Source organism: Ferrimonas sp. YIN67, assembly GCF_057219095.1.
This window is the reverse complement of record NZ_JBXVVJ010000001.1, coordinates 827,827-842,761: the sequence shown is the minus strand read 5'-3', so window position 1 is coordinate 842,761 and position 14,935 is coordinate 827,827. Positions and strand designations below refer to the sequence as shown.

Genomic DNA, 14,935 nt, shown 5'->3' with positions numbered 1-14,935 from the left:
TTTTTTGTTTTGTATGGCAGCTAACGGCTAAGGGACAGGCCCATGTTCCGACGACGTCTGAACATGGGCCTCAGGAGCGGAAGCCGAAGCCTGATGAACGCATTTGGGGGAGATGGAGTAGGGCGGGGGGCAAGCTGGCGCCCTTAGATTAGGATCCAGGCAGAGTCGATGCATGGAGGCAACGCAGATGTCGTACGAAAAACGTTACATTCGTTCCCTGATGATCACCGCCCTGGTTGCTGTGAGCGGCACTCCCCCTTGGCTCAGTGCAGCGCCCGAGCCGCCACTGATGCTGGCCCGAACCTATCAACAGGGGATCCCCCTGGAACACTACTTGATCAGTGAAAAGCTGGATGGCATGCGGGCTTACTGGGATGGTCGGGCATTATGGAGTCGGGCCGGTAACCCGATTGTGGCACCGGCGTGGTTCACCGAACCTCTGCCCACCGTGGCCCTGGATGGTGAGCTATGGGTTGCCCGAGGGCAGTTCGAGACCCTGATGGGGATCGTGCGGGATTCGGTGCCTGATGAAGAGGCCTGGCGTCGAGTGAGCTTTATGTTGTTCGATCTGCCCGCCAGCAGTCAGCCTTTTGAGCAGCGCTATCAAGAACTTGGTCGCTTAATCAGGCAACTCGGTCTGGGCCATCTCAAGCGGGTTGCCCACTATGAGTTGAGCGATCAGGCCCAGTTGCAGGCGCAGTTGGAACGGGTGGCGAGCCAGGGAGGAGAGGGTTTGATCCTGCGCCATCGTCAGTTGCGCTATGTGGCCGGGCGGGATCCCGGGATGCTCAAGTTTAAGGTGTTCGAAGACGCCGAGGCCGTGGTGATCGCGCACCTTCCAGGCAAAGGCAAGTATGCCGGCATGATGGGGTCGTTGCTGGTGGAAGATCCCGCCGGACGGCGTTTTCGCATTGGCACGGGGTTTAGTGATCGTCAGCGCCGAGAGCCTCCGCCGGTCGGGGCGGTGATCACCTACCGCTTCAATGGTCGTACGGCGAAGGGCTTGCCCAAGTTTGCCCGTTTCCAGCGCCGTTATCTCAGCTTCTAATGGCGGTGTAGGGGCAGGGGGTAATGGAAATCATGCGAAATTTCTGTGCCATGAGCAGGTAGAAGCAATAAACACGCGCAACTGGTATAAACTCCTTTTTGCGTGAAAGTTAACCGCTAGGCAACAAAATTGGATAACCGATTTGCGTCTTTGTGTCCAAGAGGGGAATATATGCCCCGACCAGAAATGATAATTCCTTGTACCAGGAGCCAAGATGTCTTCCCGTAAAGAGCTTGCCAATGCGATCCGCGCATTGTCCATGGATGCCGTACAACAAGCCAAGTCAGGCCATCCCGGTGCCCCCATGGGCATGGCGGATATTGCCGAAGTACTTTGGCGTGATTTCCTCAAGCATAACCCTGCCAATCCAGAGTGGGCCGATCGCGACCGCTTTGTGTTGTCCAATGGGCACGGGTCCATGCTGATCTACTCTCTGTTGCACCTGACCGGTTACGATCTTGGGATTGATGATCTCAAGCAGTTCCGCCAGTTGCACTCCCGCACTCCGGGTCACCCTGAGTATGGTTATGCCCCGGGGATCGAAACCACCACCGGCCCTCTGGGTCAGGGGATCACCAATGGCGTCGGCATGGCGCTGGCCGAGAAGGTGCTGGGTGCCCAGTTCAACCGTCCAGGTCATGAGATCGTCGATCACTTTACCTATGTCTTTATGGGTGATGGCTGCCTGATGGAGGGGATCTCCCACGAGGCCTGCTCTCTGGCTGGCACTTTGGGGCTGGGTAAGCTGATCGCTTTCTGGGATGACAATGGGATCTCCATTGACGGTGAGGTGGACGGCTGGTTCTCCGATGATACGCCGAAGCGTTTCGAAGCCTACGGCTGGCATGTGATCCCGGCGGTTGATGGCCACGATGCCGAGGCGATCAAAGCCGCGGTCGAAGCCGCCCGTGCCGAGACCGGTAAGCCGACCCTGATCTGCACCAAAACCGTGATTGGTTACGGTAGCCCGAATAAATCCGGTTCCCACGACTGTCACGGTGCGCCGCTGGGTGATGAAGAGATCGCCGCGGCCCGCGACTTCCTGGGTTGGCACCATGCGCCGTTCGAAGTGCCGGCTAATGTGTATGAAGCCTGGGATGCCAAGGCTGCCGGTGCCGAGGCTGAAACGGCCTGGGACCAGCGTTTTGCCGCCTATGCCGCCGCCCATCCTGCCCTCGCAGCCGAGTTTAAGCGCCGTATTGCTGGCGAGTTGCCCCAAAACTGGACGGCCCATGTCGAAGGCTACATTGCCGATCTGCAGGCCAATGCCAACAAGGTAGCCACTCGTAAAGCGTCTCAGGATTGCCTGAACGCCTTCGGCCCTGTACTGCCAGAGCTGTTGGGCGGCTCTGCCGATCTGACCCCGTCCAACCTGACCAACTGGTCCGGCTCCGTGTCCATCACGGCCGAAGAGATGGCCGGTAACTATGTGCACTACGGCGTGCGTGAGTTTGGCATGAGCGCCATCATGAATGGTGTGACCCTGCACGGCGGCTTTAAGCCTTACGGTGCCACCTTCCTGATGTTCATGGAGTACGCGCGTAACGCCGTACGCATGGCGGCCTTGATGAAGCAGCCGACCATCTTTGTTTATACCCACGACTCCATCGGTCTGGGTGAAGATGGCCCGACCCACCAGCCGGTGGAGCAGGTGGCGTCCTTGCGTATGACTCCGAACCTGAGCACTTGGCGTCCCTGTGATTCCGTGGAATCTGCAGTAGCTTGGCGCAGTGCCGTCGAAAGCACCGAGACCCCAACCTCGTTGATCTTCTCCCGTCAGGGACTGGAGCCTATGGCTCGTGATGCCGAGACCCTGGCCAATGTGGCCAAGGGCGGCTACGTGCTCAAGGACAGTGCCGGCAAGCCGGAGCTGATCCTGATCGCGACCGGCTCTGAAGTGGAGCTGGTGATGAAGGCGGCGGCCGAGCTGGAAGCGGCAGGCAAGGCGGTACGCGTGGTCTCCATGCCCGCCACCGACGTGTTCGACAAGCAGGATGCGGCGTACAAGGAGTCCGTATTGCCTTCTGACGTGACCGCCCGTATCGCCGTGGAAGCGCTGATCGCCGACTTCTGGTACAAGTACGTTGGCCTGGACGGACGCGTGATCGGCATGACCACCTTTGGTGAGTCTGCCCCGGCGGGTGAGCTGTTCAAGCTGTTCGGCTTCACCGTCGAGAACATCGTCGATACCGCCAACGAGTTGCTGGCGGACTGATCTTCGGGATCATCGATGAGATAACACTGCCCCGGCTTTTGCCGGGGCAGTGTCGTTTTGGCACCTTGGTGCGGACCGGGGAGCGATGAACATAGGGGCATTGCCAAACAACCAGAGAGCCCCTTGAGTGCAGGGAGCAAAGTAACTGGCGCCGGTTTGGAAACGACTCAGGCGTTCATGCTCCAGGGTAGGACTCAGCGTTTATCGATGGATTGCACTTCCTGTCTGGGAATGCGCTGCTTCCGGCCTTGCTCATCGACAAAGACGTAGTTGTTGCCTTGTAACTGTGGTTTGTTGTCAGACAGAAACAGGCGACCGTCATGGGTGGCAACCAGATAGTCTCCAGCACAGGCGCACAGCAGGAGAAGTAACAACAGGGAGGCTAATCGCATAGGGGGCTCCTAGGTTCCTCCAGAGTGTAGCCGATGACGACTGGAATTTAGGTTTTGTCTGGTTTTGTCGCCATGGGCAGAGACAAATAGTAAAGTAAATCCGTAAGTTAACTTTTTGCCTGGAAGGGATCTGCGCCAAAGTGAATGCCTCTGATCGCACCATTCTTGTTCTCTTGATGCTGTTGTTGCCTGCGGCCCTCTGGTTGCCAGGCTTCGTTGTGATGCAATACCCGGAGCAGGTGTTTCTGCTTAAGGCGGCGCCTTGGTTGACGTTGCTGGCGGCCCTAGCGCTCAGTCAGGTCTATCAACAGGGACGGATCGGCTTCCAGATCCTGCTGGCCATGGTGATGTATGGCCTGATCCAGCAGCGCCTGGGGGCCAGTTTGCAGGATCCTCAGGTAGCCCTGGAGTTCTGGTTGATGGGATTACTCGGGCCCGCTTTTGCCCTGGTGGTCGCGCTGATGCCGGATCGCTCGCCCTTTCATCGCAAGGGCATTATCCACTGGGTGATGGGAGTGGTCGCGTTGGTGATCTTGGTGTTGTTGACCAAGAACCAAAGTAGCAGCCTGGCGTTGTATTTCTGGCTTGAGCCCCGAGCCTTCACCTTCCTGGATTTCAGCCCTGCACCTTTGCTGTTGGTGTTGTGGCAACTGATGTTTGCCCTGGGGATCTGGCTGCTGTATCTCAACCGGGGTCAGAGTGGAGATCTGGCCGCCCTGTTGATCATCGTTGGCCTGATCCTGATGACCTTGGGATTTGCCCGCCCTTTGATCGCCGCCAGCCTGTTTACCACCCTGGGGATCGCCATCTTCGTGCTGGTCTTGCAGCATGGTCATCAGATCGCCTTCCTGGATGAGCTGACCGGCATACCCGGCCGCCGATCGCTAAACCTTGCGCTAAAACGTCTGGGACGGCGTTACACCCTGGCAATGACGGACATCGATCATTTCAAGAGCTTTAACGATACCTATGGGCATGATGTCGGCGATGAGGTGCTGAAACTGGTGGCAGCCCGCCTGAGCATGGTTAAGGGGGGAGGGCGGGTCTACCGCTACGGGGGTGAGGAGTTCACCATCCTGTTTCCCGGCAAGAGTCCCAAGCAGTGCCGGGGTTACCTTAACGCCATCCGGGAAGAGATTGCCGAGTATCCCTTTGTGGTGCGTCGTCAGCAGGAGCGCCCCGAGGACGGCAAGGTGGGGCGTCAGCAGCGAGGCTCAGGTGGCGGAGAACAGGTCCAGATCACCCTGAGTTTCGGGGTGGCGGGTCGCAGCGGTGAACTGAGCGAGCCAGAAGCGGTGATCAAGGCCGCCGATAAGGCTTTATATACCGCCAAGAAGGCGGGCCGAAATTGCGTGCGGATGGCCCGGGCCAGTTGAGTCAAATACAGAAACGCCCGTTCACGACGGGCGTTGTTCTTTTCATGAAAGTCGATTAGCTCTTGCTGCCGAGCTTGACCCATTGTTCATCGACAAACCACAGGGCCTCGTTGCGTCGGCGTCCGACGATCAATGCCTGCTCAGCGGCAAACAGGAAGGCCTTCCAGTTGCGACGCAGTACGGCGTAGCGTGTTTCGATAATGTGCTGATCGTCGTAACAGATGAAGACGATGGTTTGCGGATCCCAGCCCAGGAAGCCGTGGAGTTCGGCCGGCAGTTCGGTTTCTTCAGATTCAAACGCACTGTCCCATTGCCACTGGTGGGGCCAAAGGGATGCCTGGCTGAGCCAGTCACTCTCGTCGAGGCGTTCCAGATCCACCGCATCGGTGCTGACATTCTGCTGCCAGACCTGCTTGGCGTAGTGAGGGGTCAGGGGCTGGATCGCCGCCTTGTCTTCTTCGTTGACGCTCAGATCGGCGCGGTTGAAGACCCAGGCAAAGGGATATTGGCTCAATTCGGTGTGTTTGATCATGGTAATAACAGGATTCGTCGGGATCGTCGGCGTTTGGCGCACACTGTAACAGAGCATAGCCGCTGGACCGAGCCTTATTCCGCTTGTGGCATCTTGGGATCAACCAGTATGCTGCCTCTTTCGCAGTACAAACAGGAGTGATAATGGCGATCTGGAAACGTGAACTGGAGTTTTCTCTGCTCAATGCCCGGGGAGAAGGTACCCTGGTGCAGCAACTGGGGATGGAGGTGGTCGAGGTTGACGACCGCTCTTTGACCATGAGCATGCCGGTGGATCATCGCACTCATCAGCCCCTGGGCTTGCTGCATGGTGGGGCTTCGGTGGCGTTGGCGGAGAGCGTAGGCTCGTTTGCCGCGAACCTGTGTGTGGATACCGAGCACTACTGTGTCGGGGTGGAGATCAACGCGAACCATCTCAAGGCCAAGCGCAGTGGCACTGTTTACGGCAAGGCCAGCCCTCTCCATCTGGGGGGAACGACTCAGGTGTGGCAGATCGAAGTACGGGATGAACAGGCACAATTGGTGTGTATCAGCCGCCTGACCATGGCGGTGCGTAAGCATAAGGGCAAAGTGTGAAGCTGATCTTCTCCCAGGGGACCCTGATCGCCAACCCCAACGAACTGATGGTGAGGTTGGATGGGCCTGCACGCATCACCTTTCAGGCGGCGGCCGACAACATTCAGCTGGTGGGGATCGCCAACGTGGTCACCGGCTTTGGTGGTGGCGTCAGCTGGTCGGTACGGCTTGATAACGATGAGCAGATAGCAACCCTGGCTCAGGAGCTTGGGCTGGAGATCAGGGGCGTTTAACCAACGCCCCATGGGGGTTAATGACCGAGGATCAACCAGGCGCCCAGTGCCACCATTACGCTGCCGGAGAGGCGATTCACCCGCTTGACGTTACGTGGGTTGAGCAGACGACGCAGGCTGGCACCACCCAGGGCATAGAGAGTCATGCACACCAGCTCACACAGCAGGATGATCGCCAGCAGGACGCTGATCTGTGGTACCAGCGGCAACTCGGCGTGGATAAAGGGGGGCAGCAGTGCCAGCATGAAGGCCCAGCCCTTGGGGTTGGCGATGGCGGTCACCAGTCCCCGGTTAAACAGGCTTCTTGCCCCATTGGCCTCCACTGATTCGCCCGGATCCAATTGACCCTGACTCCGCCACATCTGCCAGCCCAGGTAGATAAGGTACGCGCCGCCGACCCACTTGAGCGCGGTGAACAGCATGGGGAACTGCAGCATCAGGGCCGAGACGCCCAGTACCGCCGCCAGGGAGACCAGGGCGACTCCAATCAACTCACCGGCCATCATCGGCAGGGTGCGACGAAGACCTATGCTCATCCCCAGGCTCAGGGCCAGCAGCATGCACATCCCCGGGGTAATGGAGACGGCAAAGAAGGTTGGGATAAACAGGGCCAAAGTGGTGGGATCGATCATGGGCAAACTCGTTGATGGGCGATGGGCGTAAAATGGCGGCGAGAGTATGCCAGAGTGGCCGAACAGAAAAAAGCCGCCAGATGGGCTGACGGCTCGGATGGGCACGGGGGCGTTACTTTAGCTCAATGCCGTTGTCCAGGATGGTGATCTGACCCGCTTTGTACAGGCTGCCGATGGTGCGTTTGAACACACCCTTGGACACGCCGAAAACCGCCTTGATGGTTTCGGCGTCGGTCTTGTCATAGAGCGGTGCGAAGCCGTTCGGCTGTTTGTGCAGGTACGCCAGGATCTGCTCACCCAGTCGATCTACCTGCTTGTTGACCGGCGGATTGATGCTGACGTCCAGTCGACCGCCTTCGCGCACCTTGGTGATCATCCCTGGCATGCGCTGACCGATCTTCAAAGGCTTGAATACGGTGTTGTAGTAGATCACGCCCCAGTGGGCATCGTTGACGATGGCCTTGTAGCCCAGATCGGATTTACCGGCGATCACCACCCGGACCTTTTCATTTTCCTGATAGTTGGCCGGGGTGATATCGAGGAAACGGTCCAGCTTGGCAGTGGCGGCAATACGGTCGGTGTGCTCGTCGACGTAGAGGTACACCATGGTGTATTGGCCCTCTTCGATCGGGCGTTTCTGCTGGTTAAAGGGCAGCAGCAGATCCTTGTCCAAGCCCCAATCCAGGAAGGCGCCGACCCGGCTGTTCTCTTTGCACTTGAGGCTGACGAACTGACCCACTTGAGCCTTGGGCTTCTGGGTGGTGGCAATAAACTGATCTTCCGAGTCCAGATAGATGAACACCTCGAGTTTGTCACCCACCTTGGCGTCTTTGGGGGTGTATTTCTTGGGCAGCAAGATCTCACCCAGGTCGTCGCCGTCCAGATAGAGGCCGAAGCTCACCAGTTTGGTGACGGTAAGGGTGTTGGTTTGTCCGATCTTGACCATGGGATCTGCCTGTCGTGGTTGCCATAAAGGAAAGGGCGCGAAGTATACCCTGTTTTCGCCCCCATCGCTGCCCTGCTTGTCCTTATGCTAGTCGGTTTCATCCTCAATATGGCTGCCGTGGGCACTGACCAGGCTGGCCACCACCACCGCCAGATAGAAGACGCCCGCAATGGCCTCCAGGTAGACGGCGGTCTGAGCGACTGCGTGGGACGGGGTGATCTCACCAAACCCTAGCGTGGTCAAGGTGACGAAACTGAAATAGACCGCAGTGTTGAAGTTGTCGCCCCAGGGGCGTTGGTTCATACCGTTGAACGCCTCGGGAGAGAACTCGAGGATCAGCAGGTAAAGCAGGGCCCACAATAATCCCAGCAATAAAAACAGCGCCAGGGAGCCCAGCACTCGATTGTGGCTGATCTGTCCACTGAACAGCACCTGGCGGGCGGTGGCTTTAAGTGTGCCAAAGAAGAACAGGATCATCAGCCCCAGCGCCAGGGTGTCGAACAAGGGTAATGGCAGCCAGGTCTTGGTTAACGCCAGCAGGAGCCAGAGGGGGATCAGGAGTCTCAGGAAGCGCCGCCAGCCCGGTTCGAACTTGAGGCTGCTAAGACAGGTAATAAAGGTAAGCAGGGTGAGCCCCTGCAAGGTGTTTTCCAACAGACCGCTGGGCATGACCTGTTCCAACGAGGTGCTGATCAAGAGCAGCACCAGGGCCCCGGTCAGGAAATAGCAGTTGTTGTTCTCGTTTATCCAAGCTTTCATAGGCCACGCTCGGTCAGGCTATCGGGTCTCGAACAGTGTAGAACAGTGCCTGGCTTAGACGCTGGCGATCTCCTCGGCGGTCAGCTTGCGGTACTGTCCACTGGCCAGATCGCCCAACTGCAGCGGTCCCATGGACTCGCGATGCAGGGCCACGACGGGATTGCGAAAGCGGCCGAACATCCGCTTGATCTGGTGATAGCGCCCTTCATAGATGGTCAGCCGGGCTTCCCGCTCTCCCAGTTGTTCCAACTGGGCGGGACTGGTGGTGATCCCTTCGAACGGGAAGTGGATCCCTTCGGCAAACATGCGAGCGGTATCCGGATGGATCGGCTGGCCCAGGGTGACCCGGTAGGTTTTGGGTTTCTTCAGCTCCGGAGCGGTCAGGCGCCGTGACCAGTTACCGTCGTTGGTGAGGATCAAAAGTCCGGTGCTGGCTCGGTCGAGTCGGCCGCCAATATGCAGTTCATCAGCCAGTTCGGCCGGTAACAGCGTCATGACGGTTGGATGAAGGGGATCAGAGGTGGCGCTCAAATACCCGGCGGGTTTGTTGAGCATCAGGTAATGGGCGCTTCGGCCAGCCTGGAGGCACTGGCCGTCGGCCTCGACCCGCTGATAGGGAGTGACCTCTTCCGTGCCGTCACTGACGGTCAGGCCATCGATCTGTACCTTTTGCTGTGCCAGCAGCAGGCGAACATGACGGCGGCTCCAGGTGGGGTGTTGCCCCAGTAATCGGTCTAATCGCATCGCTGAACTTTTTATCCGCCCGTGAGTGGGTTTGAGCCAAGGTTCGCAGTTTAACGTTTTTTCTTTGCTGAGTGTCGCTCGAATGCCTTGGGGCTGGGGCCTAAACTGAGATAAACTGGCGCCCGCTTTGACACCGGACGTTCGCAGGCCTTCAGATTTGGTCAGTAAAAAATAGAATCAGACCGCTATGACATTACGTGTTGCCATCAATGGATTTGGCCGGATCGGCCGTTCGACCCTCCGTGCTCTGTATGAGCGGGGGTTGCGGCAGCGCATCCGTATCGTAGCCATCAATGAGTTGGCCAAGCCCGAGGGGATCGCTCACCTGCTTCAATATGACTCCACCCATGGCCGCTTCGCCCATTCTGTCGAGCAGGACGAAGGAGGCTTGGTCATCGACTCCGACCGGATCGCGCTGCTGCGGCAGAGTGATGTCAGCCAGCTGCCCTGGGGGCAGCTGGGGATCGATCTGGTGCTTGAGTGCACCGGCGTATTGAAGACCGCCGCCGAGTGCGAGGCGCACCTGGCCGCTGGGGCGAAGCAGGTGCTGATCGCCCATCCGGCAGACGCGGGGGTGGATGCCACCGTGGTGTACGGCGTTAACCACCATACCTTGACGGGCGATGAACGTATTGTCTCCAATGCGTCCTGTACCACCAACTGCTCGGTGCCGGTGCTGGATCGGATCCATCGGGCCTTTGGCATTGAGCGGGGGGCGTTGACCACCATCCATTCGGCGATGCACGATCAGCCGATGATTGACGCCTACCATGATGATCTCCGCCGTAGCCGTTCGGCCAGCCAGTCTATCATTCCGGTGGACACGAAGCTGGCGCGGGGGATCGAGCGGATCTTGCCCCAGTTGCATAACAAATTGGAAGCCATCGCGGTGCGAGTGCCCACCACCAATGTGACCGCGATGGATCTCTCTTTAACCCTGACACAGAGGGTGGATATCGCCAGTGTAAACCGGGTGCTGCAGGATGCTGCCCATGGTGCGCTGAGCGGCCTGCTGGGCTATACCGAAGCCCCCCTTGTGTCCTGTGATTTTAATCATGACCCCAGATCTGTTGTGGTGGATGGCACTCAGACCCGGGTTTCCGATGGCCATCTGGTCAAGTTGCTGCTGTGGTGTGACAACGAGTGGGGTTTTGCTAACCGCATGCTCGACACCGCCTTGGCGATGGCAGACAAAAAGAATTCAATTCACTTAAACCTTTGAGGAAACACTCTTATGAACATTTTGAAGATGACCGAGCTGGATCTTGCCGGCAAGCGTGTCCTGATCCGTCAGGATCTGAACGTACCGGTAAAAGACGGTGTGGTCACCTCCGATGCCCGTCTGCGCGCTTCCATGCCAACCATTGAGCACGCCCTGAAAGCAGGCGCCAAGGTGATGATCATGTCCCACCTGGGCCGTCCTACCGAAGGCGAATACGCCGAGGAGTTCTCCCTGGCGCCGGTTGCCAACTACCTCAACGAGAAGCTGGACGCCAATGTGCGCCTGGAAAAAGACTACCTCAGCGGTGTTGAGCTGGCCGACGGTGAAGTCGTTGTGTTCGAGAACGTGCGCTTTAACAAAGGCGAGAAGAAAGACGACGAGACCCTGGCCAAAGCCTACGCGGCCCTGTGTGACATCTTCGTGATGGACGCCTTCGGTACCGCACACCGCGCCCAGGCTTCTACCCACGGCGTGGGCAAGTTTGCCCCTCAGGCCGCTGCCGGTCCTCTGCTGGCAGCCGAACTGGACGCCCTGGGTAAAGCCCTGGACAACCCCGCCCGTCCGATGGTGGCCATCGTTGGTGGTTCCAAGGTTTCCACCAAGCTGACCGTATTGGAGTCCCTGTCCACCAAGGTGGACCAACTGGTGGTGGGTGGCGGTATTGCCAACACCTTTATCGCGGCAGCCGGCCATCCTGTGGGCAAGTCTTTGTACGAAGCCGATCTGATCGACCAAGCCAACAAGCTCACCGCCGATGCCAAGGCCAATGGCGGTGACATCCCGGTTCCGACCGATGTGGTGTGTGGCAAGGAGTTCTCCGAAAGCGCCGTGGCCACTCTCAAGGATGTTGCCGAGACCGAAGCCGATGACATGATCTTCGATATCGGTCCGGACAGCGCAGAGGCCCTGGCTAAGATCCTGAAAAATGCCGGCACCATCGTCTGGAATGGTCCGGTCGGCGTCTTTGAATTCGATCAGTTTGGTGAAGGCACCAAGCGCATTGCTCAGGCAATCGCCGAGTCCGACGCCTTCTCCATCGCAGGTGGTGGTGATACTCTGGCAGCAGTGGATAAGTATGATATTGCTGACAAAGTTTCTTACATCTCCACCGGCGGTGGTGCCTTCCTGGAGTTCCTCGAAGGCAAGACCCTGCCCGCGGTTGCCATGCTGCAGGCGCGCGCAGCGGAGTAAGACACTACTCGAGGCCGGCTTATGCCGGCCTTTTTTTTTCTCTCTGCCTTTGCCGGTGGGGCGGTTTCATTACACGGAGTTTGTTAACTATGGCTTTGATCTCTTTGCGTCAACTGCTGGACCATGCGGCCGAGCACCAGTACGGTGTTCCCGCCTTTAACGTTAATAACCTGGAGCAGATGCGGGCCATCATGCAGGCGGCGGAAAAGACCGACTCGCCTGTGATCGTGCAGGCCTCCGCCGGGGCACGTAAATACGCGCGCCCCCAGTTCCTCCGCTACCTGATGAATGCCGCCCTGGAGCAGTATCCGGATGTGCCGGTCTGCATCCACCAGGACCATGGTACGTCGCCGGATGTGTGTCAGCGCTCCATCCAGTTGGGTTTTAGCTCTGTGATGATGGACGGCTCCCTGCGTGCCGATGGCAAGACGCCTGCCGATTACGGCTACAACGTCCAGGTGACCCAGCGGACGGTGGCGTTTGCTCATGCCTGCGGTGTATCGGTGGAGGGGGAGATCGGCTGTCTGGGCAGCCTGGAGACCGGCATGGCCGGTGAAGAGGATGGAGTCGGTGCCGAGGGGGTGCTCAGCCAAGAGCAGCTTCTGACCGATCCAGAAGAAGCCGCCCGTTTCGTCTCTGCCACCAAGGTGGATGCCCTGGCGATCGCCATCGGTACCAGTCATGGGGCTTACAAGTTTTCCAAGAAGCCGACGGGTGAGGTACTCAGGATCGATCGTATCAAGGAGATCCATGCCCGCATTCCGGATACCCATCTGGTGATGCACGGCTCCTCCTCGGTGCCACAGGAGTGGTTGGAGATCATCAACCAGTATGGGGGGGCCATCCCGGAGACCTACGGCGTGCCGGTCGAGGAGATCGTCGAAGGGATCAAGCACGGCGTACGTAAGGTCAACATCGATACGGATCTGCGCTTGGCTTCCACCGGGGCGGTGCGCAAGTTCCTGGCGGAGAATCCGGCGGAGTTTGATCCCCGCAAGTTCCTCAAGCAGTCGATGGAGGCGATGGCGGCGATCTGTGAGCAGCGTAATGAAGCGTTTGGCTGTGCCGGCCAGGGCTCGAAGATCAAGCCCCTGTCCCTGCAGGCGATGTACAAGCGCTACCAAACTGGCGAGTTGGATCCCAAGGTCAACCTCTAAATTGACCGTCCGAATAGAAACGCCTGCCATCGCAGGCGTTTTTTTATGCATTGCGATTTCAAGTTGTTATCATGATGTCGCCGGTCTGGCATCAATTTGGGAATGCAGGGAGAAAGCATGAAATATTTGTCCGTCGTGGCTGCCACCTGTGCCGCCATCGTATCCGTACCATCCCTGGCCGCCTTCGAGGGCAGTGCAGAGCTGGGGGCCACCATCGTTTCAGGGAATACCGAAACCACCTCCATCAAGGGAAAGCTGGACAGTAAGCACGGCATCGGGGAGTTCACCAATCAGTACCTGCTGGAAACGCTCTATGCCGAAGACAGCAATGTGCGCTCCGCGGAACGTTATTACGCCCTGGTGCAATCCAACTATCCTGCGACCGGTAAACATTACGTGTTTGGCATGGCCAGTGGCGAGGTCGACAACTTCTCCGGTTACGAATATGTACTGACTGCAGCACTGGGTTATGGCCACCGCTTCATCGATGAAGAGCGCATGACGCTGATCGCCGAAGCCGGTCCGGGTTACAGCTATAAGAAAGTGGATGAAGCGGAAAACCCTGGCGTGGAGGATGAACAGGACGCGATCCTTCGGGCCAAAGCGGAGTTCTGGTGGCAGTTTTCCGATAGCGCCGAGTTCAAGCAGCTGCTGACTTCAGATTACGCCTTTGACGGTGCCACCATCAGTCGCAGCGAGACCTCGGTTAGCGCCGCCCTGGTGGGTAATTTGGCGATGAAGCTGGGGTACAACGTCAAGCACAACAGTGATCCCGTTGTCGGCAAACAGAGTACTGACACCGAGTTGGTGGCGACGCTCTTGTACAAGTTCTAAAGCGATGTCGGCTTTGAGGCACAGTGTTCCATTGCTATTGAGACGGGGCTGAGGCCCCGTTTTCGGTTCAGGGGATATTGATGGTGAAGGGGGGTCTTTTGTGCGAAGTATGGGGTAAGTTTGTGAGGGGCAGGGTTCCATGCTTCGATGTTAAGCCTAATATAGGGTGGTAATGTGCGATTTTAATCCTAAGCTTCAAGGGACTGACGTTACCAGTGTGTATCGTTGCTCACTCGGCCCTTTGGCTTGTGTAGAGGTTTGACCACAGGCATGTTTTATCTGTTCTATATGCCAAATGGAACATTTTTGTACGAGTGTTATTTACGACGATTTGATCGTTTCTTAAGGGAAATATATTCCATTTGCTTTGACAGCCTATCCATTCAATTCAAGGATGAATTATGCCTAACTTTTATATTCTTACTTCTGATGCCAATAATATGAAGCAAGACGCCAACGTCTCAACCACCTGGTACCGGTGTCACTACGGGGATAAGGATAAAGTGATAACAGAAATCCAGAAGTGCAGCAGTAATGATGACTTTAAGAAAGAAGTCATATCAAACAAGTGGGGCCATATTGTGAATGACAGTGATGGTATCGTCCCAGATGATGAATTACTGGTTTATGTTTGGTTTAACCAAGGAGAAAATAGGAGCAATAGATTAAGTGACTACACACCGTTAAATATCGCGGTCTGTAAAGATGATGAAGATGGGGTAAGCCAAGCCAAGGCATGGCTCAAACACTCTGCCTATCAAGTTAAGCCGTATGGTTGGACATATGGAAACACCAATCTCAGCGCCTCCTGCTGGGACGATAAAACAAGAACAACAAACTTCTATACGACATTTTCTGAAATGACCCCGTGTAGCCCCTTCATAAGTCATATCGAGGTGGGTGGAAAGCCGGCGGGGTTACAAAATGGCTTCCTTTTGACCAGAACTAATGTCTCTGTTCCGTTTCCTATTGAGATCGTTCTCCTGTACGGTGACCCACATTGCGGTCAAGCCAAAATACCAGTTAGGAGTAAATGACAGAAATGAAATTCTTTTTTTCAATCTCTGTGCTGTCGTTCT

General features: G+C 57.2%; 16 protein-coding genes. 10 read left to right on the top strand and 6 right to left on the bottom strand.

Features of this window, described 5'->3' with window-relative positions:
• Positions 1-187 precede the first annotated feature (187 nt).
• On the top strand, positions 188-1,048 hold the full coding sequence (locus AC2D8U_RS03255) for a DNA ligase (RefSeq protein WP_484617607.1): 861 nt from the start codon (positions 188-190) through the stop codon (positions 1,046-1,048).
• A gap of 214 nt (positions 1,049-1,262) precedes the next feature.
• Positions 1,263-3,263 carry a transketolase gene (gene tkt / locus AC2D8U_RS03250; protein ID WP_484617606.1) on the top strand — a complete coding sequence of 667 codons (2,001 nt, stop codon included), beginning with the start codon at positions 1,263-1,265 and terminating at the stop codon, positions 3,261-3,263.
• A gap of 194 nt (positions 3,264-3,457) precedes the next feature.
• Here the strand turns inward: tkt and AC2D8U_RS03245 are convergent, their stop codons facing one another.
• Complete coding sequence (locus tag AC2D8U_RS03245) at positions 3,458-3,655, bottom strand: YgdI/YgdR family lipoprotein (protein WP_484617605.1); 198 nt, start codon at positions 3,653-3,655, stop codon at positions 3,458-3,460.
• Positions 3,656-3,795: 140 nt separating this feature from the next.
• Between AC2D8U_RS03245 and AC2D8U_RS03240 the strand changes: the two genes are divergently transcribed.
• Complete coding sequence (locus AC2D8U_RS03240) at positions 3,796-5,031, top strand: GGDEF domain-containing protein (RefSeq protein WP_484617604.1); 1,236 nt, start codon at positions 3,796-3,798, stop codon at positions 5,029-5,031.
• Between the two features lie 55 nt (positions 5,032-5,086).
• Here the strand turns inward: AC2D8U_RS03240 and AC2D8U_RS03235 are convergent, their stop codons facing one another.
• The gene (locus AC2D8U_RS03235; RefSeq protein WP_484617603.1) at positions 5,087-5,563 is read right to left on the bottom strand and encodes a DUF2947 family protein; all 477 of its coding nucleotides are present in this window, start codon (positions 5,561-5,563) and stop codon (positions 5,087-5,089) included.
• Between the two features lie 143 nt (positions 5,564-5,706).
• On the opposite strand from AC2D8U_RS03235, the gene AC2D8U_RS03230 reads away from it, so the two are divergent.
• Positions 5,707-6,138 carry a hotdog fold thioesterase gene (locus AC2D8U_RS03230; protein WP_484617602.1) on the top strand — a complete coding sequence of 144 codons (432 nt, stop codon included), beginning with the start codon at positions 5,707-5,709 and terminating at the stop codon, positions 6,136-6,138.
• Positions 6,135-6,371, top strand: a complete 237-nt coding sequence (locus tag AC2D8U_RS03225) for a DUF3389 domain-containing protein (protein ID WP_484617601.1) — start codon at positions 6,135-6,137, stop codon at positions 6,369-6,371. Before AC2D8U_RS03230 ends, AC2D8U_RS03225 begins: the two co-directional genes overlap by 4 nt.
• 17 nt (positions 6,372-6,388) lie before the next feature.
• Here the strand turns inward: AC2D8U_RS03225 and AC2D8U_RS03220 are convergent, their stop codons facing one another.
• The 4 genes from AC2D8U_RS03220 to AC2D8U_RS03205 form a co-directional block, all read right to left on the bottom strand.
• A complete protein-coding gene (locus AC2D8U_RS03220; protein ID WP_484617600.1) occupies positions 6,389-7,003 on the bottom strand; it encodes a LysE family translocator in 615 nt (204 codons plus the stop codon).
• A 112-nt stretch (positions 7,004-7,115) separates the two neighbouring features.
• Positions 7,116-7,949, bottom strand: coding sequence for a CvfB family protein (locus AC2D8U_RS03215; RefSeq protein ID WP_484617599.1), 834 nt, complete (start codon positions 7,947-7,949; stop codon positions 7,116-7,118).
• Positions 7,950-8,036: 87 nt separating this feature from the next.
• On the bottom strand, positions 8,037-8,708 hold the full coding sequence (locus AC2D8U_RS03210) for a potassium channel family protein (protein WP_484617598.1): 672 nt from the start codon (positions 8,706-8,708) through the stop codon (positions 8,037-8,039).
• Between the two features lie 54 nt (positions 8,709-8,762).
• Positions 8,763-9,452, bottom strand: a complete 690-nt coding sequence (locus tag AC2D8U_RS03205) for a pseudouridine synthase (protein WP_484617597.1) — start codon at positions 9,450-9,452, stop codon at positions 8,763-8,765.
• Between the two features lie 187 nt (positions 9,453-9,639).
• Between AC2D8U_RS03205 and epd the strand changes: the two genes are divergently transcribed.
• From epd to AC2D8U_RS03180, 5 genes are all read left to right on the top strand, one after another.
• Positions 9,640-10,674: an erythrose-4-phosphate dehydrogenase gene (gene epd, locus AC2D8U_RS03200; RefSeq protein WP_484617596.1), complete on the top strand. Its 1,035-nt coding sequence runs from the start codon at positions 9,640-9,642 to the stop codon at positions 10,672-10,674.
• Positions 10,675-10,686: 12 nt separating this feature from the next.
• A complete protein-coding gene (locus tag AC2D8U_RS03195; RefSeq protein WP_484617595.1) occupies positions 10,687-11,865 on the top strand; it encodes a phosphoglycerate kinase in 1,179 nt (392 codons plus the stop codon).
• Positions 11,866-11,954: 89 nt separating this feature from the next.
• The gene (gene fba / locus AC2D8U_RS03190) at positions 11,955-13,022 is read left to right on the top strand and encodes a class II fructose-bisphosphate aldolase (RefSeq protein WP_484617594.1); all 1,068 of its coding nucleotides are present in this window, start codon (positions 11,955-11,957) and stop codon (positions 13,020-13,022) included.
• 117 nt (positions 13,023-13,139) lie between these two features.
• On the top strand, positions 13,140-13,856 hold the full coding sequence (locus AC2D8U_RS03185; protein ID WP_484617593.1) for a DUF481 domain-containing protein: 717 nt from the start codon (positions 13,140-13,142) through the stop codon (positions 13,854-13,856).
• 401 nt (positions 13,857-14,257) lie between these two features.
• Positions 14,258-14,893, top strand: a complete 636-nt coding sequence (locus AC2D8U_RS03180) for a hypothetical protein (RefSeq protein WP_484617592.1) — start codon at positions 14,258-14,260, stop codon at positions 14,891-14,893.
• Positions 14,894-14,935: the final 42 nt, after the last annotated feature.

Excerpts from the sequence above, each read along its gene's own strand:
- AC2D8U_RS03255 (WP_484617607.1), top strand. The coding sequence starts at position 188 with ATGTCGTACGAAAAACGTTACATTCGTTCCCTGATGATCACCGCCCTG.
- AC2D8U_RS03215 (WP_484617599.1), bottom strand. The coding sequence starts at position 7,949 with ATGGTCAAGATCGGACAAACCAACACCCTTACCGTCACCAAACTGGTG.
- AC2D8U_RS03185 (WP_484617593.1), top strand. The coding sequence starts at position 13,140 with ATGAAATATTTGTCCGTCGTGGCTGCCACCTGTGCCGCCATCGTATCC.
- AC2D8U_RS03220 (WP_484617600.1), bottom strand. The coding sequence starts at position 7,003 with ATGATCGATCCCACCACTTTGGCCCTGTTTATCCCAACCTTCTTTGCC.
- epd (WP_484617596.1), top strand. The coding sequence starts at position 9,640 with ATGACATTACGTGTTGCCATCAATGGATTTGGCCGGATCGGCCGTTCG.
- AC2D8U_RS03210 (WP_484617598.1), bottom strand. The coding sequence starts at position 8,708 with ATGAAAGCTTGGATAAACGAGAACAACAACTGCTATTTCCTGACCGGG.
- AC2D8U_RS03180 (WP_484617592.1), top strand. The coding sequence starts at position 14,258 with ATGCCTAACTTTTATATTCTTACTTCTGATGCCAATAATATGAAGCAA.
- fba (WP_484617594.1), top strand. The coding sequence starts at position 11,955 with ATGGCTTTGATCTCTTTGCGTCAACTGCTGGACCATGCGGCCGAGCAC.
- AC2D8U_RS03245 (WP_484617605.1), bottom strand. The coding sequence starts at position 3,655 with ATGCGATTAGCCTCCCTGTTGTTACTTCTCCTGCTGTGCGCCTGTGCT.
- AC2D8U_RS03230 (WP_484617602.1), top strand. The coding sequence starts at position 5,707 with ATGGCGATCTGGAAACGTGAACTGGAGTTTTCTCTGCTCAATGCCCGG.
- AC2D8U_RS03205 (WP_484617597.1), bottom strand. The coding sequence starts at position 9,452 with ATGCGATTAGACCGATTACTGGGGCAACACCCCACCTGGAGCCGCCGT.
- tkt (WP_484617606.1), top strand. The coding sequence starts at position 1,263 with ATGTCTTCCCGTAAAGAGCTTGCCAATGCGATCCGCGCATTGTCCATG.
- AC2D8U_RS03195 (WP_484617595.1), top strand. The coding sequence starts at position 10,687 with ATGAACATTTTGAAGATGACCGAGCTGGATCTTGCCGGCAAGCGTGTC.
- AC2D8U_RS03235 (WP_484617603.1), bottom strand. The coding sequence starts at position 5,563 with ATGATCAAACACACCGAATTGAGCCAATATCCCTTTGCCTGGGTCTTC.